Consider the following 25,288-nt stretch of genomic DNA (forward strand, 5'->3'; position numbering starts at 1 on the left):
TAATGAGATGTAAACTTATTCCAGTATTACCACCTGGAAAATGTAAACGTATTCTAGTATTATAATTCAAAAACGACAAGTAAATTCAGGACGGTACTTAGCAAAAAATCCGGCAGCCAAATTCGCGTACAGCCTGGAGCGAAACGGACTGTACAGATTTAGTGAAATACGCATTTATACTTCATAAAAAGTCAAATGAAACTGAAATAACGAATACTTGGCTGGCATCTGAAAAAATAATGATAGAAACACTATTTTCCAGGTCAGAACATAATATTTTGGATAAATAGTTATCAAAGGAAATTCGACAGGTAATAATTGCAGAGTATAGGCTGAGTAACCAATACGCCAATTAAACATATACCATCATGCGAAATAATATCACAATAATCGGATTATTTCCGATTATCAATTCACACAGAGACATAAAATTATGTTAAAAAATTTGCTTTAAATCGGAAATAATCCGATTTTAGCAGAATAATTTGACAACATGGACTTTAAATATTTAGTCAGACAGTACAATGATGCCCCTCTCACCAGACAGGTCATTCTGGATATGCTCAAAGATTATAAAAGGCCGAATGACAAGATCAGTGAGCTGATAAAGAGCGGTGAGCTGATCCCATTAAAGAAAGGGCTTTATATTCCTGGCTTAAAAACAGATTTGACCGGTCCCGAAACTTTCCTGATCGCAAATCATTTATGGGGGCCGAGTTATGTATCGCTTGAATCAGCAATGTCGTACTGGGGCTTAATTCCTGAGCGGGTCTATGAAATTAAGTCGATTACAATGAAACTCTCCAAAAAATTCAAAACTCCAAAAGGCAGGTTTAGCTACCGGTTTATGCCATCACCATATTACAGCTTTGGGATCAGAAGTATAGAATTGTCTCCAGGACAGGTTGCCCTTGTAGCACTACCTGAAAAAGCACTATGCGATAAAATAATTGCCACCACTGGACTTGTCTTAAGAAGTCCAGTTCAAACACGTAGTTTTTTAATGGACGATCTGCGGATAGATCCAGAATGGCTTCGCAAGCTCAATCTTAGGGAGCTGCGCTCCTGGATTGAGGATGCACCAAAAAAGGAGAGTTTAAAAATGCTCGTTAAAACACTTGAGAAATTATGATTAAAGAATGGATTGGGGAATATGCCCCTAAAAACACAGAAGATATACTCTCAGCTTTAAGAGAAATTATGCAGGAAGTTGCATTGGCAGGCCTTTCAAGAACCAATTTCTTTGAAAAAGCAGCCTTTTATGGTGGAACAGCATTGCGTATATTTTATGGACTGGATCGATTTTCTGAAGACCTGGATTTTTCGCTACTGGAAGCAGATCCTGATTTTTCTCTTGAACCTTACTTCGATGCTATTGTGGCAGAATTTGAATCCATAGGTATGAAAGTAAGCATCCGGGAAAAGGAGAAAAAAGAAAAAACAAATATTGATTCAGCTTTCCTTAAATCTGAAACCGAATGGAAAGAATTGATACTGGAGGATATTGTAAAGCAGGCCGGCATAAAATCTACAAACAGGTCCATGAAAATTAAGATAGAAGTGGACCGCCAGCCACCACAGGGATTTACAACAGAAATGAAACTGCTCACACGTCCTTTTTCCTTTTATGTAAAATGTTTTGACAAGCCCAGTCTTTTTGCTGGAAAAATGCATGCCCTGCTATTCCGCAAGTGGAAAAACCGGGTCAAGGGAAGGGATTGGTATGACCTGGAATGGTACATAAAAAAAGGGATACCACTTGACTTAAAGCATTTTAAGTTAAGAGTAAAAGATACCGGTGACTGGAGTAAAGGAGAACTAAGCTTGGATGATGTCATAGGCTTACTCCGCGGAAAAATTAAGGCTGTTTCATTTGACAATATAAAGGAAGATGTTATACCATTCATAAAAGATGATGCCGTGCTTGAAATTTGGGGAGAACAGTACTTTAATGATCTGGTGGATAAATTAAAATTTCAATAGATAAGGAAGACCCTTCCGATCATCATCACCCCATTGTCAAGCAGTTGATCAATCAATGCTCCCCCAAAGATTGGCCAGAGCCGAATTGCTGAACAGGCTTTGTTTATCCTCATAAAGCTCATGAGCCGGAAGCCGGAAAAAAATACACGTTTCTTATAACTCGAGCGGTATGAGCGGGATAAAAAGCACCAACACGGTTACCTTTAGGTACACCAACTAACCTTATATCCTGTCATTCCAGGGGTTTCAAGTTTTAAGCAATCGTCAACTTTTCAGATAGTTCAAATACCTATTATTCCGCAACAGGGACAGTAGTGGATACCGGCCCGCGCGGGGCAGATGGGTTAATTATAGCCTCCAGAATCAAATGCAATCTATTAAAGATAAAGGGGAACAATCCAACTGGTTGTCCCCTTTATTGATCAAGACCTAATTAGTCTTATGATTTCAGGCTATCAAAGATGCCAGAAAGGCTGCCACCAATATTGTTACCTATTGAGAACGAGGTACTGCTGGATTCATCTCCGTCTTGTGATGAACTGGAGAATGATAACAGATTGCCAATATTAAGCGCACCGCCCAAACCACCAGAATTTGCGGAATCATTGTTACCAAAAATTCCACCACCGTTAATTTCTTTCATTTCGTTTAAATTCAATTCTTGCATTTTCATAAGCTCAAGTTTTAAATGTTGCCTACTCTGTTATAGATTTTCAGCTTCTTCTGTTCCGGTTTTAACCGTCGTTTGATTTATAAACGCAAAGTTTCGGCCATTGGATGTCCATAAATACGATAATCTAAGTAGTTATTTGAATAAGTTAAAGCAGGAGGTTGTGGCTAATTATAAACTTTACTGCTCAAATGGATGTTAAAAGATTGCTTTGGGAAACAGCAAAGGCAAATTAAAAAGTATTAGAAGTCTTCAGAGATATCTTATTATGCCATCGATGACTCATTCATCATATAATTCATTACAACTAAATAAGCTAAACTATTCCTACCTATCCATGGTTCTATCGCTAGATTTTACATTACACAACAAAACTTGATGGAAAACTTTACGATGCTGCAATATTTTCAATGGTACTACCCAGCTGACGGGAGCCTATGGAAAAAAATAATCAACGAAGCGGGCGAGTTGAAAACCTTTGGTATTGATACACTCTGGCTTCCACCGGCACATAAGGGCATGGAAGGAAAATCTTCCGCCGGTTACGATATATATGATCATTACGATCTGGGTGAGTTTGACCAAAAAGGAAGTGTAGCCACCAAATATGGAACAAAACAAGAATTGCTCCAGGCAATAAAAAGTGCCCAGGAAGCAGGGCTTCATGTCTATATGGACATCGTGCTGAACCACCTGGGCGGAGGAGATGAAACTGAAAAGATTCCCGCCAGAAAGGTTAACCCTGAAAACCGCAACGAGTTCATCTCTGACACCATTGAAATTGAAGCTTACACGAAATTTACTTTTCCGGGCAGGGCAGGGAAATATTCCGGCTTCCAGTGGGATTTCCAGTGTTTCACTGGAGTAGACTACGATGAGTGCTCAAAGGAATCTGCTATATTTAGTATCCAGAACCAATACGGAGAAGGTTGGCAGGATGTCCTGGAGACCGAAAACGGCAATTATGATTACCTCATGCTTTGCGATATCGACTTTAGAAACCCAAGCGTGGTAGAGGAAATAAAGCGCTGGGGAGAATGGTTACATGAAACGGTCGGCTTTGATGGATTTAGGCTTGATGCGATTAAACATATGCCGGCTGGCTTTTTCAATGAATGGTTGGATCATATGCGGGGGGTAACAGATAAGGAACTCTTCACCGTCGGTGAGTATTGGTCGCCCGGGAAACTCGATGATATGTTAAAATATATTGAAGTTACGGAAGGAAGAATGTCCCTTTTTGATGCCTGCCTTCAGGGCAATTTCTCTAATGCTTCCAAACAGGGCTCTGATTTCGATATGGCAAAAATCTTTGATGGAACACTGGTAGGCGCCCGGCCCGAACTGGCGGTAACATTGGTAGAAAACCATGATACCCAGCCTTTGCAATCCCTCGAACAAACCGTTGATCACTGGTTCCGTCCCTTAGCCTATGCGATGATATTGCTCCGGGCAACGGGATATCCCTGTATTTTTTACCCGGACTTATATGGTGCCAGCTATTGCGATGAAGGTGGAGATGGTGAAAAGCATGAGGTTACGCTGGAACCTGTTCCGGAAATCCAGACGATGCTGGGACTGAGAAAAAACAATCTTTATGGGCACCAGAGGGATTACCTTGATCACGCAAATTGCATCGGATGGACTGTTGACGGGGATGCCGACCGCCCCGGTTCAGGAATCGCTGTGCTGTTGTCCAATGGAGAGGCCGGATTTAAGGATATGGAGATGGGGAAAAATTTTGCCGGAAAAGTCTTCCGCGACAGGTTGGGCGGTATCAGCCGGGAAGTGATCATCAATGAAGATGGTTGGGGAACCTTCCATTGCGGGGGAGGCAAGGTATCCGCTTATACAGCTGATTAAATATTGAGGGGAAAGTGCAGGAAACGTTAAAATATGCCACAAAATAATTTCCACGCTAATACTCTGTTCCAGCCCAATCAAAAAATATAAAATCCACAACCTAAAAAGGATACCTGAACGTCTCAGCTCAAATATGAAACGATGAAGAGAATGCTCTCAGATTTTACCGGGACAGTACCACAATAAGAAACCTCCTTTTTTGGATGGATCTATGGTGACCTGCGACTGGAAAACCTGAGGGGCTAACGGGGCAACAAGAGACCGGTCTGTATTGCCCTGAACGATTTTGACTATAAAAAAACTTCTTCAGACAGAAGAAGCTTTAATAAGAATTCAATTCTAAATGATTAGGGGTGGCCACTACCACCTGCCGAACCATAAATCTGTCCGGTTGCGTAACTCGCATTATTATCCGCGAGCTGAACATAAATGGATGCAAGTTCTGCGGGCTGGCCGGGACGGCCCAAAGGTGTCACTTCTCCAAACTTTACAATAGCCTCCTGAGGTTGCCCGCCGCTGGTCTGTAAGGGTGTCCATATCGGACCCGGTGCTACCCCGTTTACCCTGATCCCTTTGGGCCCAAGTTGTTTGGCCAATGATTTTACAAAAGCAACATTTGCAGCTTTTGTTTGTGAATAATCAAACAGGTTTTCAGATGGGTCGTAAGCCTGGACGGAGCTGGTTGAGATAATCACAGCCCCTTCAGGCAATATAGGTAAAGCTGCTTTGGTGATCCAGAACGGCGCATATACATTGGTTTTCATCGTGGTATCAAAATCCGTGGTACTGATATCCAAAAGCGAATCTACCGCTTGCTGGTGACCGGCATTGTTAACCAGAATATCAATCCCGCCCAGTTTTTCCTCCGCCTGTTTCACAAGCGATTCGCAAAATGATTCGATGGTAATATCGCCAGGGATACCGAATCCTTTTCTTCCTGCCGCAGTGATTAATGCAAGCACCTCATCAGCATCGGACTGTTCCTGTGGAAGGTAATTGATCACCACATCGGCGCCTTCCCTTGCATAAGCAATTGCGGCCGCGCGTCCGATACCGGAATCACCACCGGTAATCAATGCTTTACGCCCCAACAACCTCCCACTCCCTTTGTAGCTTTCTTCGCCATGATCGGGAATCGGATTCATTTTTGAGGCCAGTCCGGGTACTTCCTGCGGCTGTTTTGCGAATGGTGGTCTCGGATATTTCTTAGTTGGACTTTCTAAAGGTTTTTGATTTTGTTCAAGCATATGTTTTTCATTTTTAGGCCGGTTTAATCCAGACCATATCCAGCCCATGATATTGATCTGCCGGACAAGAACTACCCCTGTCCCGTTATTTGAACATTGAGGACAGGGTATTTGTTCAGTAAAATTGATAAACGAGATCTTTTATCAGCCGTCAGGAAAGGCCGCAGGAGCCTTCTGCAAGAAAAGAATGGCGCAAAGTTAACCTGGAGGCGGGAGATATCGGAAAATCTATTTAAGGTGACCAAAGCTTGGAATTTACGATAGACGGAATACTTTATAAACCGTTCTATCAAACTTATGGAAAACACTCTGTCCACCTGGACGTTACCCTGAAATAAAAGAAAAACAGCGCAACCCATTAATTATAAGACTGATGAGTTTTTTCGGATAAAATAAGGGACGCATTTTATATTAAAAAGAATAAAGGTAACTGAGATCATGTATAGCATTTTTCAGTACTGAATTAGTAGTGCCAAAAGAAGATCAAAAAATTTTAATTTAAGAGCAAAACTAATTATCCCTATTTTTCGTTTATGGCATTATATGAGCACATACACTATTCAAGAGCAGTTTAATCAATACCTAGATCTGCTTAATAAAATCCATAACCTTGGCCATGATATCGACGCGTCGATCAATGAAGTTGAAATAAAAGACATCGAGGCTAAAAGGGCCACTTTGAAACAACGCTTACAGATGGTTACCAAAAGCCTGGTGCTATCTCTCAAAGATATGAACAGTAAGTACCCGATCCATAATTACCTCGGAAACCAGACCACTTACCTTTTTGTCGAAAATAATAAGCTCGTGTTTGAATATCATTAAAATAAAAACCTTCTCTCATGCTTCTTTTCTAGTTGAAAATGCCACCGTTAATATAAAATGTCAACGTCACTGGTACCTAAAAAACATTATTACATAGCCGTAACAATTGATTTGATATTTGCAGTTAATTTCAAATGTTAAACAATATCAGATTATGGAAACCATATTGGCCGCAACCGATTACTCCAAGCTAGCAGAAAACGCAGTCCATTATGCTGCAGGGGCAGCCCGCATGAGCGGGTACCGCTTAATCCTGTTAAACGACTTTTCTGTTTCCTTGCATGCGGGGAATACCCGTCTCTCGGCTGAAACGTTCGAAGAGCTCATCGACGAAAACAGGCTACTGCTGGAATCAAAAGCATTATTACTTTCTGATCAATATGGGATCGAAGTAATAGCGGAGGCCACGTTTTCCTTTATTGACCATGCCATAAGGGAAGTGGTAGAAAGGTATCAGCCCAAAGCGATCGTGATGGGAATGGAAGAAAAATCTCTTGAACAGGAACTTTTAGGAAACACAACCACATTCATCATCAAAAAAATACAAACTCCCGTGCTGGCTGTCCCTGCCTGCGCGCGCTTTAATGTGCCGAAAAAAGTCATTTTTGCATGCGATGTCCTTAACGGCGTTTCTGAACAGGTACTGGCCCAGATTAAAAATATAGCTGTGATTACCAAGGCTGAAATAGAAGTTTTGATCATCAACGAGACAGTGCAGGAACTGAAAGATTTAGGTGCAGGTACAAATGCATTAAACCGTATCGACGAGGGCCTGGAAGGTATCGATTATTATTACAAAAATGTGAGATCAGATTCCATTATAAAAGGGATTGCCAGCGAGGTAAAGATCTCAGGTGCCGACCTGCTGATCATGGTGCCGGAAAAACATGGGTTCTGGGGCTCAGTGGTACACCGCAGCAAAACACGCATTATGGCATCAGGCCTTCACATCCCCTTGCTTTCCATACCTATTTAATTTGTATCCGAACCATGGAGATGAATATCCCCGCTATTATAAAGCACTTTTATACTCACCCAGATACCTTAACCCGTTATATTCTTCTTTATTTGGTTTAGCTATAGCAATAGTGGAATCTGTGAGATAAAATGCAGCATTAATTGAGTGTATCCCCATTGTTTCACAAACCGCCAATACCTCAGCAATACTATCCTTATCTATCGGTATTTCCTTTTCAAGAAGCTCCTTAATGGGTGGCGGATTTTTAAATATGGGTAATATCCCAATAAAATCTTCATCATATTCTTCAGCAAGCCCTATATCTTTTGAGAACTGGCTGAGCTCATCTTCCTGATCAAAATACAGGTTATAAACCGCTTCATCTACAGCGGTTGTTCCTATCCATAAGTGGATTTTCTTCATTCTTTCAACTGGACTGATATACATCATTGTTTATTTATAGAGTGTATTTTTTATTTCGCCGGACGCAACCCATTTTTTCTTTAGTGATTAGGTATGTACCCGGTTTGCGGATTGAGTTGATTAAACTGCTTTTACCAACATCATGATCTTATCGAACTCCTCCGCCGGAACCAGTGCCTTGGCCTTTATGCGCATTTTGTATACATATATCGTGTTGACAGAATATTCTAAAATGGTTGCAATTGCTTCGTTATCATTTATTCCTAGTCTGATCAGTGCAAATATCCGCAGGTCTGTATTTAACAGCTCTGGCGCTTTGGGCCATATCTGGTCTTCCTCCTTTAACAGGGAGTTGAAGACCGTTATAAAATTAGGGAAGATGCTCATGAATACCCTATCGAAAGTATTGAAAAGGATTTCACGCTCTCTTTTGATATCAATATCATTTAAGCCGGGAAGGATTTCTCCAAAACGTTTCGCAAGGATCTTGCGTTCCACATTTTTTTTCAACCGGTCCAATTTCAATATGTAACCTGAAATCACATCAAAAAAGTAGCCGATGTATTTTTCGTTCACGGTAGCAAATTCCCTCAGTTTATCATTGATATCCAAAAGCTGATCATTGATCTGATTCAACTCTTTGTTTTTCTCCTTGATCACCTGGTCCTGGATCTTAAGTTTCCGGAGCTGGATAAAAATCATAAATAACACCAGTGCGATCACAACACTAACCAACGAAATAGAAATAAAATAGGTCAGAAATTTATTCTTCTCGCGTTGAGTAGCCATATTTACCTTTGCGGCGATATCAGGCAAAAGAGATTCAATTTTAAGCTTCCGCAAGCGGTTACCATAAAAACCGGCATCATCTCTGGACTGCTGGATAAAATGATAAGCATTATCCACGTCTCCATGCTTAAAAAGATCTTCGGCCAAAAGCAATGTGGCCAGTGTTTCTTTTGTGGACGACCGGATATCACTGATCGCTGATTCGGCAAGTAACCAGATTCTTTGCTCATTTTGATCATCACTTTGGTAAAAAGCCGCTAGACCTGTTAATAACCTTGCACGATTATGCTCCGAGAGCTTATGATTTTTTAAAAGTTCCAGAAAATATTTTGGCGGTTTGTCTGTTTCGCCAGCCACCACCTGCCGGTTGCCCATTGCAAAAAGCATATCGACAGAATTGGGCGCACAAAAGGCAATGGCAGAATCTATGTAGCTTATTGCCCGTTCATTATATGATTTGGTAAAGTTATCATCGCTGTTGTATATAGCAAGATTGGAGTAAGCACCAGACTTCAGCGCATAATATGCGTATTGAAATCCCCTATCAAGCAGCGTCGCATCTATTTCCCCGAGGTAATCAAAAGTTTCCTTAAACATACCTGCATGCAACAACAGGGAGGCGAGTTTAACCTTGCTTTCATTTTGCTTCACCCGGTTGCGGAGTTTAAGACTGAGATCGAGCATTTTCTTGCCGTAGAAATAGGCAGAATCGAATTTATAGTACTCATATTCATCAAACAGTTCCAGATAGGTATCGAACAACTCATTAGGTTTACGCGTTATATCTGCTCTAAGTTTCTGGATCCTTAAAAGTTTTCGTTCATCATATTCCTTCTTTTTCGATATTTCCGTTTTTAGCTTAGCCAGCACACTATCTTTCTTTGCCGAAGAATAGGTGTTAAGACTGAAAGTCAACAGGAATATGTTAAGTATAAAAAATTTCATTTTAGGGGAATAGCTTTTATTCAAAATTATAACAATTTATAATCCGAGAATCAAAAAATCGAATTATCCGTTCATCCGCTGAGCTTATAGTGCGCCTAAACATTGTGGAGACAAACCTAAAATAGCTGGCACAACGACTGTTTGGGTTCGTGATATCCCTTAAAAAAAAACTGTTTAACCAGGATACTGAGCTAAAGTAAGTAAGATTGGAAGTAGGATGCTTAAAAACAAGGCAAATCTGGATCTCATCATATTTACGCTGAGGTCGATTACGGTATAAAAAGGCCGATTCGGTTTATATTTTCGCTACGCACACATATTGAAAGGTATTTAATATCAAGCAATTACAAATAAAAAAAAGCTTTTTTTCTTATACATTTTACCGTATCCCCCTTCAGGCTATACACCCATGCAAGGCAATTGATAATTTAGTTCTTTCTATCTGGACCGGATAATCCGGTCCTGATCAGAACTATCATTTAACCAAATTAAATTCATTTCCTCCGGCCAGAGTGTATTCCGAAAGCTTGATCAGGCAGATCCTTTAAGCTTCGTGAGCTTCCAATTAACCTTAAGGAAATGCATGATGCATTATGAGCAAGAACAAACCGCCTTAAGATCAGCAAAGTATCCGCATGCCAGGTATGACACCACACCATTGAGCTTAACTTGATTACGATTTGTATTTGTAAAGGAGCATTGAGTGTCAACTTACCTGGTTTTTATAAGCCTGCTTTACCCCAGGCTTTTTAAAAAACTAAACTAACAATAACCTATTTAACATTTGATTACATGTACAGGAAATTTTTACTGTTGCTTGGGGTATGCTCACTTTTGTGTGTACTCGCATTTTCAGCAAATGCCCAAACCAGAACCCTATCCGGAACGGTAACCGATATAACCGACAATTCGACACTCCCTGGGGTGAATATAACGGATAACACCAAATCATCAACTGCAACCACAAACGCCAAGGGAATGTATTCCATTACCATTCCCACAAATGCCAAAACCATTACATTTTCATTCATCGGTTACAGTTCCAAAACATTGCCGGTTCCGGCAGAAAATACACTTAACGTCACATTAAGTGCGGCTTCTAATACCCTGGATGAAGTTGTAGTGGTGAGTGTAGGTTATGGAACGCTTGATAAACGGGAAGTATCGAGTGCCATTACACACGTTTCATCGAAAGATCTGCTTGCCGTTGCCTCTAACAATCCACTGATGTCGTTGCAGGGAAAAGTCCCGGGATTGAATATCACCAATACGGCTGGCGCCGACCCAAATTCCAGCCCGAGTATCCAGCTTCGTGGTGTTTCTTCACGTAACGCAGGATTAGGTCCGCTTTACGTAATCAACGGCGTACCTGGCGGAAACATTGACAACATTAACCAGAATGATATTGAGAGTATCGATGTTTTAAAAGGTGGTGCTGCCTCTGCGATTTATGGCACAAGGGGAAGTAATGGGGTAATTATCATTACTACCAAAAGAGGAAGTTCACAATCTCGGATGTTCTATGATGGTTACGCCAGTTTTGACTACCTGACTAACCGATTGGAGAACCTCTCAGCCGATGAATTTATCACAAACCGCGTTCAGAACAAACAGGGACAGGATTATAAAGCAAAAACGAACTGGCTGGATGAAGTGACCAATTCTCCTGCTTTTGCACAAAAGCATACCGTTCAGTTTTCGGGAGGCTCTGCCAAAACAAACTATTTTGCCTCAGGAGATTACCGTGATGCCGATGGTATTGACCTGCGTGCACATAAGCGGGAATATGGGGCCAGATTAACGATAAACCATGCAACCGACAACAATATGTTCGTTGCCTCACTCAGCGTAGCACCAAGGATGATGAAGACGAATAACGCTGATCAGGGGAATTTCAACAATGCACTCACACTTAACCCCACTTATCCCATCTTCGACAGTGCAGGAAAGTATAACTATATCAATACAGGCTTTTTTTCAAGCAATCCTGTTGAAAATGCAAACCTGATCAAATCCCAGGCGGAAATAAAAGAACTGGATATGAACGGTTCCCTCAAGATGAACATTCTTTCCAACTTGAGTACTACGGTAACGATATCAGAAATTAGCCGTTCACTGAAGAATCTGGATTTTTCTCCCTCTACACTCTCATCAATTGTTCACGACAATAAGACCACGCAGACGAATTTCGGCAAGCAGGAACAGCAGGAAAACGACCAAAAGAACCTTGAGTGGACTGGAAACTACGCTTTAGATCTAGGAAAAAATCATTTTAAAGTGCTTGGGGGTTACTCTTATTCACTCTACAACTACAAACAGTTTTCTGCCCAGAACTACGATTTTCCGTTTGACACCTACGAATGGAACAACCTGGGTTCGGGACTTTACAATGGCGGCGCTGCAGGTCAGGGCCAATCGGCAGTAGGTTCTACCCAAAACGGATCGACGCTTATTTCTTTTTTTGGCAGGGTAAACTACGATTTCAACAACCGTTATATCCTTACCGCGAGTTTACGCCGTGAGGGTTCATCAAAATTTGGCACGAACAACAAGTGGGGAAACTTCCCTGCAGTATCTGCCGCATGGCGCCTGTCGGAAGAGGCTTTTATCAAAGACAAACTTCCCTGGGTTAACGAACTGAAGATCAGGGCTGATTATGGGGTAACAGGAAACCAGGATTTCGACAACTACAAATCCCTTTTGTTATATGGGGGTGCAGGGTATTTCCCATACAATGGTCAATATTACCAGGTGTACGGCCCTGCTTCGAATGTCAATCCAGACCTGAGCTGGGAAAAATCGGAAAATTTTAATGTTGGTTTAGACTTTTCGATCTTAAAAAACCGCATTAGCGGCTCCGTGGATTACTACATCAGAACCAATAAGGATCTGTTGGCAGACTATAGCGTACCTGTGCCGCCCAACCCTCAGGGAACAACCTTTGCAAATGTTGGCACCATGAAAAATTATGGTATCGAGCTTGCCCTTAGCGGAGAGGTAGTTAAACAGGAAGATTTTGGTTACAATGTTAACCTTGCCTTTTCTTATAACCGCAATAAATTCATTTCTTTTTCAAATGAACTTTACAATGGTGGCACTTTTCAGGATGTTGCCGGACTTCCTGCCCCAGGGTCCCCGGGTAATATTCAGCGCATCCAGGAAGGACGCAGTATAGGTGAGTTCTACACCCTCCGCTCAGCTGGCGTAAACGATGCCGGGGCATTGTTGGTCTACAAAAAGGACGGTTCTATTATCCAGGCAAACCTTGCCTCCAATGACGACAAACAGTTTGTAGGTAACGGACTGCCAAAATTTATCGCATCGATGGGCAATACCTTGCGTTATAAACGTTTCGATCTGAGTGTTTTTCTCCGCGGTACCTTTGGATACAAAATATTCAATACTTCCGCCTTTTATCTCGGTACTCCGTCCAGCCAGACTGATGCAAATGTGTTAAAATCTGCTTATGACAGCAGCAGTAAATATTCGCTTTTAAAAAGCGGTGCAACAACATCGATCGCCTCAGATTACTTTCTTGAAAACGGGTCGTTCCTAAAAATCGACAATGTATCGCTCGGCTACAGGCAGCCCCTTAAAACGAAATACCTCAATTCCCTGAGGATCTATGCTACCGGAAGGAACCTCCATACGTTCACCAAATTTACGGGTGGTGATCCGGATCTTATCCAGGTAAACGGGTTAACACCCGGCGTAAACACTTCGCTCAATTATTATCCTTCAACACTTCAGCTGATTTTTGGCTTACAGGTAACATTTTAAAACTGGAAAAATGAAAAATTATAAATTATTTATGTTTGGCATCCTATCGTGTTTTATGATCATCGCAGGATGTACAAAACTAGACGAACAGGTGTATGACAAGGTTGATGCGGCCAACTTTCTTACCCGCAGGGATGATGTGATCAGGGATTTTCTTCGCCCGTTTGAACATGCCTACTGGAGCATACAGGGGAACGATGTATATGCCGTTGGTGAAAATGCTACAGATGAAATCGGCACTTACAACCGCCAGGGCGACTGGCAGGACGGCGGATACTACCAGCGGATGCATTACCACACCTGGACATCACAAGACGGTTTTACCAACGGTGCCTGGCGAAATTTTTATCAGGGCATTGTACTCTCTACCAACTCCCTTCAGGATATGGAAGGAATCACCGATCCAGCCAAACTAAATGTTACGGTTGAAGAACTGAACGATTTTAAGGCAGAGCTCAGAACCCTCAGGGCCTGGTTCTATCTGCGTGCATTTGATTTTTACCGGAACATTGAAATTGTAAAGGATGTAAAAAACACAACCCAGGGCGGTGTGCAGGCACCCCCACAGGAAACCTTCGCCTATATCGAATCGGAATTAAAAGCAGCAATACCCTTTCTTCCCACCCGCGAGCAGCTCGGTGCAAACGGCATAGGCCGGTGGACCAAGGCAGCAGCAGCTACTTTGCTTTCGCGTCTTTACCTCAATGCCAAAGTTTATATCGGTACGGAAAGATACAGCGACTGTGAAACCATCTGCCGTGATATCATCAGTGGCAAATACGGCGCTTATACCCTGGATACGCGCTGGGACGCACCCTTCGATTATACCAATAAAACACTGAACTCGGAGGTGATCTACGGATTTCCGGGCACCCTTGCCAGAACACACTGGCAATATGATGGGGGAATGTTTTTCTGGGGCATGACTTATGATGCAGCCACCCTTTATTGCGGTTTTACGGATCTGGGAAAATCGAACCCCCGGTATGCCTTGCAGCCTGGCCGTGATGTGGATAGCGTAGAATATACCCATGCTTTGGGGAAACCCTTTGTAAAATTCCAGAAGTATCCTGATGATCTGCGTCTGAAAAAATACAAAAACCTTGGCGATAGTAAACGTGAGGGGATGTTTTTATATGGTTACCTTCCGTACACCGCAACTGTCAACGGCACACCAAAGGCTGATACCGTGAGGGGAAATAAAGGCCCTTATGCGCTTTTTATCCGCGATCAGGTAGGTATGTTCCTCGGAACCAAACCAGGCACCAGGATTGCCGATAAGGAATCCAACATGAACCATGCAGACCACAACTCAGGTGTTTTTCTGGTGAAATACCCATTCTATCCCACTCCAGATCCCAACCGTATTACCTCTGCATATGCAGAAATCCGGTTGTCTGAAGTCTATTATACACTAGCCGAGTGCCGTTACCGTAGTGGAGACAAAGCTGCGGCGGCAGGTTACCTGAACCAGGTAAGACAGCGAAACTATCCTGCCGGCTCACCAAGTTTATATACCCCGGGTGGCGAGCAGCTCAGCGATCAGGAAATGCTGGATGAATGGGGAAGGGAATTTATCGGTGAAAACCGCCGTAGAACCGACCTGATCCGCTGGGGCGTTTTTAGCAAGGGGACATGGTGGGATAAAAAACCAGATGCCGATGACCATACGGAGATTTTTCCATTGGGAAGGGAGATCCTGAATTTAAATTCTAAATTAAAACAGAACCCAGGATATAATTAAATAATATAAGTTTGGTTTAGTTAGGGTGTTTCCGGTAAAAGGGAAGCACCTTTTTTATTCTGGTACAATCCTGATTACCGTATGCATAGATATTTAATAAAAAAATGCAATTTAATGGGTGATATTCCGTACCCAAAATACACCTAGTAATAAACAACATGATGGCAGAAGATCACAACAGATTATTGACGGTCGAAATGCGTGAAGCATTTTTTATGGCACTTTATAAAAAGGCTTTTTCTCCCGTTGCCCATTATATAGCAAGGATGGGTGGCAGCATCGAAGAAGCACAGGATATTTTCCAGGATACGCTAGTGATCTATTACGAAAAAGTATTGTCGAACGGGACTGTAACCATTATAAACGAAAAAGCCTATTTGCTGGGTATTGCAAAAAAACTATGGTTGCAGCACTATAAGGTAAGTCACAAGAACCAACCCTTAAACGATTTTGACACAGAAGTGGTAGCTGATGAACAGCTTGCCAGCGGCAAAATACTCCACTACCTGGAAACTGCCGGTAAGCGGTGCATGGAATTACTACAAGCTTTTTATTACGATCATTTACCGGTTGGTAAGCTTGCCAGCCACTTTGGCTATTCGGGCACACATTCGGCAACAGTGGCCAAATATAAATGCCTGGAGAAAGTAAGGGAAACCGTTAAACAAAACTCATTAAACTATGCGGACTTCATTGAATAACATCAAAAAGATAGAGGATTACCTTTTAGGCCGCACCACACCGGAAGAGGCACTTTTGTTTGAGGCTAACATGTTATTGGACACAGGCTTGGCAGAGGATGTCGCCCAACAGCGCATCACCTACGAAGTGATCAAACACTATAGCCGCAAGAAGATCAAGGCAGAAATCATCGCCACACAAGAAAAATTGACTGCTGTACCAGAATACCAGGGTTTTATACAGCGCATGACCAAATTATTTAAAAAGTATTAGCTATGAATATCAACCGTAATGAATTTAGAAAATATGCGGTAAAACACCACCGTATTGGCAGTCAGTATGTAGACCGTTATCTCAACCGTTCGATAAACCTTCCAAAAAACATGACTCCCTATATCACCGAAGAACGCCAGCTGAACGTTGCACAAATGGATGTTTTTTCGCGGTTGATGATGGACAGGATTATATTTTTGGGCGAACCTGTTGCAGACCGCATGGCCAACATTATTCAGGCACAGTTGCTTTTTCTCCAGTCGGTAGATGCGAAAAAAGATATCCAGCTTTATATCAATTCGCCTGGAGGTGATGTGTATTCGGGTATGGGCATTTATGATACCATGCAGTTAATTACACCTGATGTAGGCACCATTTGTATTGGGATGGCTTTTTCGATGAGCGCTGTTTTGCTCTGCGCAGGCCAAGCAGGAAAGCGTGCTGCCCTGCAACATTCGCGGGTGATGATCCATCAGCCTTCGGGCGGGGTGCAGGGCGTTTCGGCTGATATTGAGATTACTGCGCAACAGGTGGTAAAGGTAAGGCAAGATCTGTATGGTATCATCGCGAAGCATAGCGGCCAGAGTTATGATTGGGTACACCGCGCATCCGACAGGGATTACTGGATGACTGGCCCTGAAGCCAAAGCACATGGAATTGTAGATGAGGTGTTGGGAGATACAGATTAACCATGAAAGAAATATGATAAATGAAGAAAAAATGCACGGCAATGAGACCTTAATTAAAAATGCTTATACTGCTTTTAACGCAAGAGATATTGAAGCAATACTCCAGGTGATGCATCCGGAAGTTAAATGGTCGAAGGCATGGGAAGGCGACTATGCCGTCGGGCACGAAAACGTTAGTGCTTACTGGACCCGACAGTGGAAAGAGATTAACCCAGTTGTAACCCCTCTTGGCATCCGGGAAAGAGCAAACGGAACCTTCGAAGTTGAAGTAGATCAACTGGTAAAGGATTTGGAGGGCAACATTTTATTTGACGGCAAAGTAAAACACATCTACACCATCAACGATAACCTGCTACAACAAATGGATATTGAATTAAGTTAACAGATTAGAGAATGTATAACCCTTTAATTTAAACTAAAAAACCCAAAACATAGCTTACCATGTTTTGGGTGTAATCTGATTAACAGTTCTCTCGATGATTTTACTTTAATCGTGTTGATGGGATCGTGTCAGTCCGCACGTATTCTCCGGTAACAGCATTTGCGATTTTGATCAAAGATGTACCTTCAATATCTTCTATGGTTGATGAGGTATTCAGGTCAATATTCGATTGGCTCCTGGCCTTTACCCATTTTCCCAAAGCCGGATTATAAACCCCTCCGAGCTTATTCCAGAAACCCTGATCGGCAGGTAGCTGGTAGCTAAAACTCAATGTATTCTCTCCACTTCTGTAATAAGGTTGAGGTACAAGTGTGATTGGATTAACCTTATCGTAAAAATCGGTATTGGCGATCTTGTACCCTACTGAAGGCGCATTGTATAAACTTCCGCCGCCGCCGATAAATATCACATCGATCGGTGCACTATTTACATCAACTGTTGTGCCTTCGAAAATCGCAAAGCCTGATGCATTTCCCGAATTGGCGAATAAGCCGGTGGTGTATAAACCAAAGCCATCACCGTTTCCAGCAGGTGCCTCTGCCGGAGTTGCCGTAGTGTAGTTTTTAGACCTGATCCATTTAGATGAAGCAATGGATTTTGATTTTGGACCATTGATCATTTTAGATGAACCGCCCACATAAAAGAATTCGCCCTTGGAAACCTTGCCCGAAGTTAAATTGAATTTATAGGTCCTGGCAACTAATCCCGCAGGCGTAATTAAGGCATCGGCACCAGTTGCCCATCCTTTGGTAGGGAAAACCCCTGTAGGTGTCGAAGCCCCCGCATTGTTGGTTACCACCACCGAGAATGGGGTTACAGCGAAATCAATATCTCTGGTGGCCATAAACTGCATGTATTCGTAATTTCCATCGCCTCCTTCGGCATCTGCCATATAGCCCGTGATAATTGCCGAGGCAATATCAGGTGTGGAACTCAAAGCTACCGCGTCTTTAATGGTGCGCATTCGCTGGTGTGGCTTTAGCTGGCCATTTGCACCTACAGTATTAAATATGATCCCATAATAATTTCCATTAAAATTAAGTCCTCCGGTGGATGCGAAAGTTGCCTTTGGTTCAGTGTGCAAGGTAAAATTATCGAAACCGTCATTAATCACTTTATCACCACCATAGGTCTCTTCGGGTGCAACCGCGGGCTCAAAACCTGCCTTTACAATGGCTACAAGTGTACTCTCATAATCGTTGGGTTTGGCTAAAATAAAGCTGCTCCCCACCCGATTAGGAGGTATAGTTACATTAGAGGCAATTTTGGTAACCGCACTGGCCGGAACACCAGTAATCTGCAAAATCCCATCTACTCTTTTTAACACCGCTCCAACTACTTTTATGCCAACAGAATCTCCTGGAACATATTTTGCCGCATCAGGGCCGATTGGAATGGAAATACCCCTGATCAAACCTAAACGGCGCCTATCCTGGATAATGAGCAAACCTGCAGGTAAATTATTACCAGAGTGGTCTGAAATGACCACACCGGTAACACTGCCCGAACCGAACATGTTCTCATCGTTCAGGGTAACATCAGTACCTTTATATAAGTTTCTTAAATCATACAGGGGCACATAGTCTCCTATCATACCGCCCGGATAATTAGACTTTTTGCATCCCAACCATGCCAGCGACATTGAAAGGAAAACTATACTGTAAAATATTATCTTTTTCATCTTAATCATTTTAATGGTTACTGGTTATGGTTTTTGCCACCACACATTTGTATTGATCGCATCGGCTCCCTGACCTGCTACCGCCAATTGGTAACTTGTTGGATTTGCAGACTGCACATAAACCGGATAGGTCATCCGCGCCGGCATTACACCGCCATTTCTCAAACCCGCTCCTTTTGGTAAGACCGGATGTCCGGTACGGCGGTACTCGAACCACTGTTGCATATCGACAAGAAACAGCGAGAAGTATTTCTGCAGGTGGATCTGCTCCATTTTACCCTCGGTGGATTGTGTATTGTCCCAATCGATATCGGCCCCTGTAACATATTTGCTAAAAGCATCCGATGAGGTTGAAGTCGTAAATGCCGGAACCCAGTAATTAATGGCATTGGCGATACCTGCATGATAGTAGTCGGCCGCAGATCCATTGATCCAGCCTTTTACCGCAGCTTCGGCCAAAATAAACTGAAGCTCTGCATAATTCATCAATATCCCGGTTTTGGCCGATTGCTGAAGCGATTTCGCTCCATAGGTACCACTTCCCAATGCCTGGTCGTAGGAATAAAAATAAGCCTGTTTTACTACGCCGGCCCCTACGGCATAACCACTTGGCACACCTGAATAACCCTGCGATCCCTGGGCAATCCCCAACCTGTTTACACCGCCATCTCCATTTGGTGCATTTGCATCAATCCTGGGGTCGGCCCAATCTCTTAAATGCTCAATAAAAAAGCTCCCGATGGCCGGAGACCTGAAATCCTGCACCCTTACACCGTTTACATAGGGATTAACAAAAGGATCTGTTCCGGTTAAACCTGTCCAGGTTAAAGTGGCCGATTCGCTGTTTTTGGTCATCGTGGGATAAGCGGTCGGGTTGGTATCCACAATTTCTTTAATTTTCGCGATTACCTGTGCAGAGATTTCAGATTTTCCCGACACGCGGAGCAGTAATCTCAAATATAAAGAGTTGCAGAACCTGCGCCACTTGGCGATGTCGCCTTTAAATACCGGATCGCTCGACGGGGTAATCGCTGTTCCTGCGCTCAATAGGGTATTGGCCGCTTCAAGCTGTTTGAACATATCCAGATAAATATCCTTCTGTTTATCAAAATGGGCTTCTAAAATACCGGTACTGCCCTGATTGGAATTAAAATAAGGGATATCGCCATAGGTATCCGATAACATGGAATACACCCACGACTGGCAGACCAATGAAATACCCTGATAGGATTTATTGGCTGTTTCGGGTTGCCCCGCCAGCTTGTAAAGATCTTTAAAATTGGTCAGCTGAACATACCATGCGTTCCATAAATAATCAGAAAAGGTACTCCTGTATTCGTATCTGAATACTGTTCCATCCCCATCACTTATGCTTACGGTAACTTGCATCAGTTCATTATTGAAGTTACGGTTACGGGTCATGCCGGCTGTAAGGGTATTTACCAAAGCAGGGGCCAGCAGTTTATCCGGTGTTGTTTTGATGATATTGATCGGGTCGATATTGATTTCCTCAAAATTTTTATCACATGAAGAAAGCGTTGTAATGGACAGCATCAAAATGCCGATAATTGTATATAGGTTCTTTTTCATTTTTTAAAAGATTATATGCCTATTGATAAATTGAAACCAAAAGTTCTTGTTGAAGGAAACTGACCGATCTCAAACCCGGTAACGATATCGGAACCGCTAAGTGTTCCAAATTCGGGATCGAACATTGGCCACGGCGACCAGATGAAAAGGTTACGTCCGTAAATTCCAAAGGTTACTGAAGAAAGACCCAGTTTTTTAACAAAGCGTGGATTGAACTTATAGTTTAAAGCGGCTTCCCTGAATTTGATAAAATCGGTACTGAAGGTGCTGCCCTCCGCATTATCGGCACCCATGTGCGAACGGTAATATTCATCAATATCGTAAGCAACGGTGGTGTTTTTTACATAAGAGCCATCAGCCAGCTGCACTACTCCTTCGCCCACGATACCATTATACCTACCTGGCAAAGTACTGGTGAGCTTACCCTGTTCAACCATTTTGTAGTTCAGCAAAGAGTGTGCAACCGCACCAACCTGTGCATCAAAAAGTACATTTAAATTCAGGTTTCTATACGCAAAGGTACTTCCGATACTGAATTTGTATTTGGCCATGGTATTGCCCAGGTAAACCACATCGTTGGTAATCTTCGCAAAACCTGTAGTGGCATCGTACACCACATTCCCCTGAGGGTCGCGTACATAGCCCCTGCCATATAAATCGCCCATACTGCCGCCAACTTTAGCAACAATCTGCCCACCTGCGACAGGGCCTGTCCTCAGGATAATCGAACTATCGGTCAGGGCTTTAATTACATTTGAGTTAGAAGCGAATGTTGCGTTTACCGTCCATTTAAAACCACCTTTTGTGGTGATTGGCGTTCCGTTAAGTGCGATCTCCACACCCGTGTTATTTACCTGCCCGGCATTGATGAGAGCCTGGTTATAGCCCGAAGAGCGGTCGACGATCCTGGTTAAAATCTGATTTTTGGTATTTCCGGCATAAACGGCTACGTCAAGGCCTAACCTTCCCTTGAATAAACTGATCTCAGTACCCACCTCATAAGTAGTTGTTTTAAGCGGTTTCAAATTCTCGTTTGGCAAAATAGTTGGGTTTACCAGTGAACTATCGGGATAGGTGCCGTTTGCAGCCAATGAATAGGTATAGGCCGTACGATAAGGTGTTGTGCCACCGCTACCCACTTGCGAGACAGAAGCCCTAAGCTTGGCAAAGCTGATTACCTTCGGCAGTTTAAAAAACTCTGACAGGACAAAACTTGAACTGATTGCGGGATAGAAAAACCCAACGTTATCTTTTCTGGTAGCGGTTGCCAATACACTGCTCCAATCTTTACGGCCGGTGAGTTCTACATAAAAATAGTTTTTATAGTTGGTAGATAAAACCCCGTAAAAACTATTGATCCTGTATCTACTGGTATCGGGAATGGAAATCAATGGATATAAATTATTATCCAGTTCGTATATGTTTGGGATCGCCAGACCATCAGCACGCAGATCCGATTTATTGTACTTGTTCCTTAACTCACTTCCGCCCAATGTGGCATTGATGCTGAAATCCTTGGTTATCTTTTTATCATACCTCAACAGGAAATCGATATTGGTTTCCTGTGCATTGATGTGCTGTTTACGTACCGAGCCTTGTGGCAGGCGGCTTCCAGCATCGTACGGACGTTCCTGTGCACGTCTCTCTTCAGAATAATCGATGCTTGACCTCAGCAAAAGGCTTAACTCTTTATTAAACTGATAACTGGCCTGAATATTTGCCGTGACGTTATTACGTCTGGTTTTATTGATAAACTCGTCGACTACGGCGTAAGGATTTTCGGGAAAAGAACTAAATGGGTATTTGATGGATATGTTTTCTTTACCAAGTGCCCAATAATTTTTGATCATATCCAGGCTGGCGTTTGGTTGCCAGAAAATGAACCAGTACATCAAGGATTGGTTACCATAACCCGCACCCGGCAGGTTATCGCTAAATCTGTTACCATAATTAACCTTGGTTGTAATTTTTAGTTTTTTGGTAACGTCAGTATTGGTTGATAGGGTAATAGTGGTACGCTCTACCCCTGTGTTGGGAATAATCCAGGTATTGTTCTGATTGGTGATCGAAAAACGGGCAGTTGTATTTTTATATCTGCCATCCAGACTCAAAGAGTTGGTTAAATTTTCGCCGGTACTGAAGAAATCCCTGATCTGATTTTTATAAGGCACCCAGGGTGTTCTGGTCTTGCCTACCGTTTGTGTAACCGGATCATACTGGAAGAACAGCTGTCCATCAAAACGCGGACCGTACGCAGAGCTGGTTCCACTGGTACTTGCCCCATCGGCACTTGCCCCATACGAATAATAGGATGCACCATCTAAACCCTGACCGTACTCATACTGCAGGTCGGGCCAGCGGTTAACCTCTTCGAATGATCCGTTGGATGTAAATTTTATGTTTACTTTTTTATGTTTGGAATTGCCCGATTTGGTAGTTACAATAATGGCACCGTTCGCCCCTCTCTGCCCATATAATGCCGCGGCACCCGGACCTTTTAAAACCGTTACGCTTTCAATATCTTCCGGATTGATATCATTAATCGTACTGCCATAATCGGCCGGCATATTATCACTTCCGGTACCATAAACACCGTCGGATCCGTTAGCCGTACGCCTGCCCCCACTGTTATTGATTACAACTCCATCGAGCACAATCAGTGCTTCATTGTCGCCTGTCAGGTTATTTTCACCCCTTAAAATAATCTTGTTGGAACCCGCCGGGCCACTGTTAGATCTGACCAGGTTTAAGCCGGCCACTTTACCCGAAAGCGCATCCGTCCAGTTGGTAGAAACCGCGTCCGTTAACTGGTTACTATCAATCTTGGTTACCGCATAACCCAAAGCTTTTTCCTGTCTCTTGATGCCCAGCGCGGTTACAACGACCTCATCAAGCGAATTATCCGCTGGCACGAGTTTAAGATTAACACTGGTGGTAGTGCCATTGCTCACTTTAACCTGTTGCCTTTTGGCAATTTCATAAGAAATAAACCTGGCCTCAACCGTGTAGGTACCTTGCGCCAAGTTAAAATTATATTCTCCGTCGTTATTGGTCTGGCCAATGACATTCAATTCTACAATTTTAATTGTTGCAGCCGGGATGGGTTGGTTGTTTTCATCCAAAACCGTCCCTTTAAGTCTGCCTGTTGCTGTGTTTCTGGCCGTGATGAGGATATTGCCGGCATCGTTTGATTTATAGGTGAAGGGCAGACCCTTTAAAAGCAGGTCGAGGATTTCGTTTACCGATCGGAGCCCACGGGAAACGTACACTTTCTTTTGGTCGTCAAGCTGGGTATTATTATACGCGATAGTATTGCCACTGAGTTTTTCTAAGCTTTCGAAGGCTTTTTTAAGGGTTATCCCATCAGCTTCGAATAAAATTTTCTTCCCGCTCTGCGCATTGGCGTAATGCTGGAAAGAAAGCAGGTTCAATAGTACTATGGCAATAAACACCATAACTTTTGAGGAATACTGATGGACAATTTTGATCCACCGGTTATTAATTTTCATATCTTTACTAAGTTTTGCTTTGTCAAATGAGTTTAAACAGTTTTTAGGGCTTGAGATGTGTCGAGCATTTCGAGCCATTTTTCGTTCCTGGTAAGTTTACTTCATATCTATCTTATCGTTTATCGTTCATAAATGATTACCTTATTTTCATAGATTTTGTATTTTGAGCCGGTCAGTTTAGCTATGGTTTCCATAATCTGCTTTGCCGAACATTTATCAAATTTTGCAGTAAGCTTCATGTCTTTTAAAGCTTCGGTTTTGATTAAAATATCAAGGTCGTACTCGCGTGCAATTACTTCTGCAATTTCACTTAGGGGTTTATCGTAAAAGAAAAGCTTGTATTCCCGCCAGCTGTCAAAGTCAATGGCATTAACAGACTTTTTTACTGCAGGCCAACCGCTTTTGTTAATAGTGAGCTGTTCGTTGGGCAAAAGAAACTGAGCTGGTGCTGTTTTGCCCTTATTTTCAATCAGCACACCTACCTTACCGCTATGCACGGTGATGGTGATATCTTTTAAAGACGGATAAGCATTGATATTAAATGAAGTACCTAAAACCGTTGTGCTCACCTTTCCGGTATAAACGGTAAAGGGCTGTTTGCTACGGTGCTGGACATCGAAAAAGGCCTCACCTTCCAGGTAAACTGTTCTCTTACCGGTATTAAAATCCTGGGCGTAGCGGATCTTACTGTCGCCGTTGAGATAGATATTGGAACCGTCGGGCATGGTTACCAGCCTTTTCTGACCCTTTGGGTTATAGATTTCATTGTAGGCAACACTGTTCTTTTCCGAACGGAGTTGCTTAAAATATAACAGTGGCAATAAAGCTATAACAGCTATTGCAGCCACTATTTTTAAATAATTGCGGTAATTGATCCTCCTAACCACCGGTGATTTCTCAGTGCTGTTTTTTTCAATATGCTTTTGAATGGCTGACCAACTTTTTTGCTGATGTACAGGTCTGTTCACGTAATAATCTGCGGCTTCGAGTGCCTTCAAGGTTTCCCTAAAAATCTGTTGATTCTGTTGGCTGCTATCCACCCAGATCAATAGATCAGTTAAATCTTCATTACGAATGTTTTTTTTACTGTAATCTTCTGTTAATTTGTAGTAACGTTCGTCCATTTAAATACTGTTCTACGGTAAAGACAGCATAAATGGATTCGATACGTAGCGGAAAACGTTAAGTTTTGGTTA

General features: G+C 42.6%; 19 protein-coding genes. 11 read left to right on the forward strand and 8 right to left on the reverse strand.

Going from position 1 to position 25,288, the window contains the following annotated elements:
- The first annotated feature begins 493 nt into the window (after positions 1–493).
- Together AC04Q1_RS04790 and AC04Q1_RS04795 are read left to right on the forward strand one after the other, a co-directional pair.
- Positions 494–1,132, forward strand: coding sequence for a type IV toxin-antitoxin system AbiEi family antitoxin domain-containing protein (locus AC04Q1_RS04790; protein ID WP_478362327.1), 639 nt, complete (start codon positions 494–496; stop codon positions 1,130–1,132).
- Complete coding sequence (locus AC04Q1_RS04795) at positions 1,129–1,983, forward strand: nucleotidyl transferase AbiEii/AbiGii toxin family protein (protein ID WP_478362329.1); 855 nt, start codon at positions 1,129–1,131, stop codon at positions 1,981–1,983. Before AC04Q1_RS04790 ends, AC04Q1_RS04795 begins: the two co-directional genes overlap by 4 nt.
- A gap of 439 nt (positions 1,984–2,422) precedes the next feature.
- On the opposite strand, the gene AC04Q1_RS04800 is transcribed toward AC04Q1_RS04795, so the two are convergent.
- A complete protein-coding gene (locus AC04Q1_RS04800) occupies positions 2,423–2,656 on the reverse strand; it encodes a hypothetical protein (protein WP_478362331.1) in 234 nt (77 codons plus the stop codon).
- A gap of 375 nt (positions 2,657–3,031) precedes the next feature.
- Between AC04Q1_RS04800 and AC04Q1_RS04805 the strand changes: the two genes are divergently transcribed.
- Positions 3,032–4,516, forward strand: a complete 1,485-nt coding sequence (locus AC04Q1_RS04805) for an alpha-amylase (protein WP_478362333.1) — start codon at positions 3,032–3,034, stop codon at positions 4,514–4,516.
- Between the two features lie 347 nt (positions 4,517–4,863).
- Here the strand turns inward: AC04Q1_RS04805 and AC04Q1_RS04810 are convergent, their stop codons facing one another.
- Positions 4,864–5,763, reverse strand: coding sequence for an SDR family oxidoreductase (locus tag AC04Q1_RS04810; RefSeq protein WP_478362335.1), 900 nt, complete (start codon positions 5,761–5,763; stop codon positions 4,864–4,866).
- Between the two features lie 543 nt (positions 5,764–6,306).
- On the opposite strand from AC04Q1_RS04810, the gene AC04Q1_RS04815 reads away from it, so the two are divergent.
- A complete protein-coding gene (locus AC04Q1_RS04815) occupies positions 6,307–6,588 on the forward strand; it encodes a hypothetical protein (protein ID WP_478362337.1) in 282 nt (93 codons plus the stop codon).
- Between the two features lie 154 nt (positions 6,589–6,742).
- Positions 6,743–7,564 (forward strand): universal stress protein, encoded by an 822-nt coding sequence (locus AC04Q1_RS04820; protein WP_478362339.1) that lies wholly within the window; start codon positions 6,743–6,745, stop codon positions 7,562–7,564.
- A gap of 36 nt (positions 7,565–7,600) precedes the next feature.
- On the opposite strand, the gene AC04Q1_RS04825 is transcribed toward AC04Q1_RS04820, so the two are convergent.
- Together AC04Q1_RS04825 and AC04Q1_RS04830 are read right to left on the reverse strand one after the other, a co-directional pair.
- The gene (locus AC04Q1_RS04825) at positions 7,601–7,996 is read right to left on the reverse strand and encodes an immunity 22 family protein (RefSeq protein WP_478362341.1); all 396 of its coding nucleotides are present in this window, start codon (positions 7,994–7,996) and stop codon (positions 7,601–7,603) included.
- A 93-nt stretch (positions 7,997–8,089) separates the two neighbouring features.
- Complete coding sequence (locus tag AC04Q1_RS04830; RefSeq protein WP_478362343.1) at positions 8,090–9,703, reverse strand: DUF6377 domain-containing protein; 1,614 nt, start codon at positions 9,701–9,703, stop codon at positions 8,090–8,092.
- A 792-nt stretch (positions 9,704–10,495) separates the two neighbouring features.
- On the opposite strand from AC04Q1_RS04830, the gene AC04Q1_RS04835 reads away from it, so the two are divergent.
- The 6 genes from AC04Q1_RS04835 to AC04Q1_RS04860 all read left to right on the forward strand — a co-directional run bounded on the left by AC04Q1_RS04835 (position 10,496) and on the right by AC04Q1_RS04860 (position 17,252).
- On the forward strand, positions 10,496–13,483 hold the full coding sequence (locus AC04Q1_RS04835) for a SusC/RagA family TonB-linked outer membrane protein (protein WP_478362345.1): 2,988 nt from the start codon (positions 10,496–10,498) through the stop codon (positions 13,481–13,483).
- A 10-nt stretch (positions 13,484–13,493) separates the two neighbouring features.
- Positions 13,494–15,227, forward strand: a complete 1,734-nt coding sequence (locus tag AC04Q1_RS04840; protein WP_478362347.1) for a RagB/SusD family nutrient uptake outer membrane protein — start codon at positions 13,494–13,496, stop codon at positions 15,225–15,227.
- Between the two features lie 158 nt (positions 15,228–15,385).
- Complete coding sequence (locus AC04Q1_RS04845) at positions 15,386–15,928, forward strand: RNA polymerase sigma factor (RefSeq protein WP_478362349.1); 543 nt, start codon at positions 15,386–15,388, stop codon at positions 15,926–15,928.
- Entirely contained in the window at positions 15,921–16,181 is a 261-nt protein-coding gene (locus tag AC04Q1_RS04850; protein WP_478362352.1) for a hypothetical protein, read from the forward strand. The genes AC04Q1_RS04845 and AC04Q1_RS04850 overlap by 8 nt, the downstream gene beginning before the upstream one ends.
- 2 nt (positions 16,182–16,183) lie before the next feature.
- A complete protein-coding gene (locus tag AC04Q1_RS04855) occupies positions 16,184–16,870 on the forward strand; it encodes an ATP-dependent Clp protease proteolytic subunit (RefSeq protein WP_478362354.1) in 687 nt (228 codons plus the stop codon).
- 13 nt (positions 16,871–16,883) lie between these two features.
- Complete coding sequence (locus AC04Q1_RS04860; RefSeq protein ID WP_478362356.1) at positions 16,884–17,252, forward strand: nuclear transport factor 2 family protein; 369 nt, start codon at positions 16,884–16,886, stop codon at positions 17,250–17,252.
- 100 nt (positions 17,253–17,352) lie between these two features.
- Here the strand turns inward: AC04Q1_RS04860 and AC04Q1_RS04865 are convergent, their stop codons facing one another.
- The 4 genes from AC04Q1_RS04865 to AC04Q1_RS04880 form a co-directional block, all read right to left on the reverse strand.
- Positions 17,353–18,993 carry a DUF5689 domain-containing protein gene (locus AC04Q1_RS04865; protein WP_478362358.1) on the reverse strand — a complete coding sequence of 547 codons (1,641 nt, stop codon included), beginning with the start codon at positions 18,991–18,993 and terminating at the stop codon, positions 17,353–17,355.
- Positions 18,994–19,017: 24 nt separating this feature from the next.
- Positions 19,018–20,583, reverse strand: coding sequence for a SusD/RagB family nutrient-binding outer membrane lipoprotein (locus AC04Q1_RS04870; protein ID WP_478362360.1), 1,566 nt, complete (start codon positions 20,581–20,583; stop codon positions 19,018–19,020).
- Positions 20,584–20,594: 11 nt separating this feature from the next.
- Entirely contained in the window at positions 20,595–24,092 is a 3,498-nt protein-coding gene (locus AC04Q1_RS04875) for a SusC/RagA family TonB-linked outer membrane protein (RefSeq protein WP_478362362.1), read from the reverse strand.
- Between the two features lie 119 nt (positions 24,093–24,211).
- Positions 24,212–25,216 (reverse strand): FecR family protein, encoded by a 1,005-nt coding sequence (locus tag AC04Q1_RS04880; protein WP_478362364.1) that lies wholly within the window; start codon positions 25,214–25,216, stop codon positions 24,212–24,214.
- Positions 25,217–25,288 lie beyond the last annotated feature (72 nt).

The sequence above is a fragment of the Pedobacter humicola genome (assembly GCF_056490705.1).

Bases quoted from the DNA above. Each gene is read 5' to 3' on its own strand.
- AC04Q1_RS04790 (WP_478362327.1), top strand. From the start codon at position 494: ATGGACTTTAAATATTTAGTCAGACAGTACAATGATGCCCCTCTCACC.
- AC04Q1_RS04845 (WP_478362349.1), top strand. From the start codon at position 15,386: ATGATGGCAGAAGATCACAACAGATTATTGACGGTCGAAATGCGTGAA.
- AC04Q1_RS04855 (WP_478362354.1), top strand. From the start codon at position 16,184: ATGAATATCAACCGTAATGAATTTAGAAAATATGCGGTAAAACACCAC.
- AC04Q1_RS04835 (WP_478362345.1), top strand. From the start codon at position 10,496: ATGTACAGGAAATTTTTACTGTTGCTTGGGGTATGCTCACTTTTGTGT.
- AC04Q1_RS04865 (WP_478362358.1), bottom strand. From the start codon at position 18,993: ATGAAAAAGATAATATTTTACAGTATAGTTTTCCTTTCAATGTCGCTG.
- AC04Q1_RS04810 (WP_478362335.1), bottom strand. From the start codon at position 5,763: ATGCTTGAACAAAATCAAAAACCTTTAGAAAGTCCAACTAAGAAATAT.
- AC04Q1_RS04875 (WP_478362362.1), bottom strand. From the start codon at position 24,092: ATGAAAATTAATAACCGGTGGATCAAAATTGTCCATCAGTATTCCTCA.
- AC04Q1_RS04880 (WP_478362364.1), bottom strand. From the start codon at position 25,216: ATGGACGAACGTTACTACAAATTAACAGAAGATTACAGTAAAAAAAAC.
- AC04Q1_RS04825 (WP_478362341.1), bottom strand. From the start codon at position 7,996: ATGATGTATATCAGTCCAGTTGAAAGAATGAAGAAAATCCACTTATGG.
- AC04Q1_RS04830 (WP_478362343.1), bottom strand. From the start codon at position 9,703: ATGAAATTTTTTATACTTAACATATTCCTGTTGACTTTCAGTCTTAAC.
- AC04Q1_RS04805 (WP_478362333.1), top strand. From the start codon at position 3,032: ATGGAAAACTTTACGATGCTGCAATATTTTCAATGGTACTACCCAGCT.
- AC04Q1_RS04820 (WP_478362339.1), top strand. From the start codon at position 6,743: ATGGAAACCATATTGGCCGCAACCGATTACTCCAAGCTAGCAGAAAAC.
- AC04Q1_RS04860 (WP_478362356.1), top strand. From the start codon at position 16,884: ATGATAAATGAAGAAAAAATGCACGGCAATGAGACCTTAATTAAAAAT.
- AC04Q1_RS04800 (WP_478362331.1), bottom strand. From the start codon at position 2,656: ATGAAAATGCAAGAATTGAATTTAAACGAAATGAAAGAAATTAACGGT.
- AC04Q1_RS04840 (WP_478362347.1), top strand. From the start codon at position 13,494: ATGAAAAATTATAAATTATTTATGTTTGGCATCCTATCGTGTTTTATG.
- AC04Q1_RS04795 (WP_478362329.1), top strand. From the start codon at position 1,129: ATGATTAAAGAATGGATTGGGGAATATGCCCCTAAAAACACAGAAGAT.
- AC04Q1_RS04870 (WP_478362360.1), bottom strand. From the start codon at position 20,583: ATGAAAAAGAACCTATATACAATTATCGGCATTTTGATGCTGTCCATT.
- AC04Q1_RS04815 (WP_478362337.1), top strand. From the start codon at position 6,307: ATGAGCACATACACTATTCAAGAGCAGTTTAATCAATACCTAGATCTG.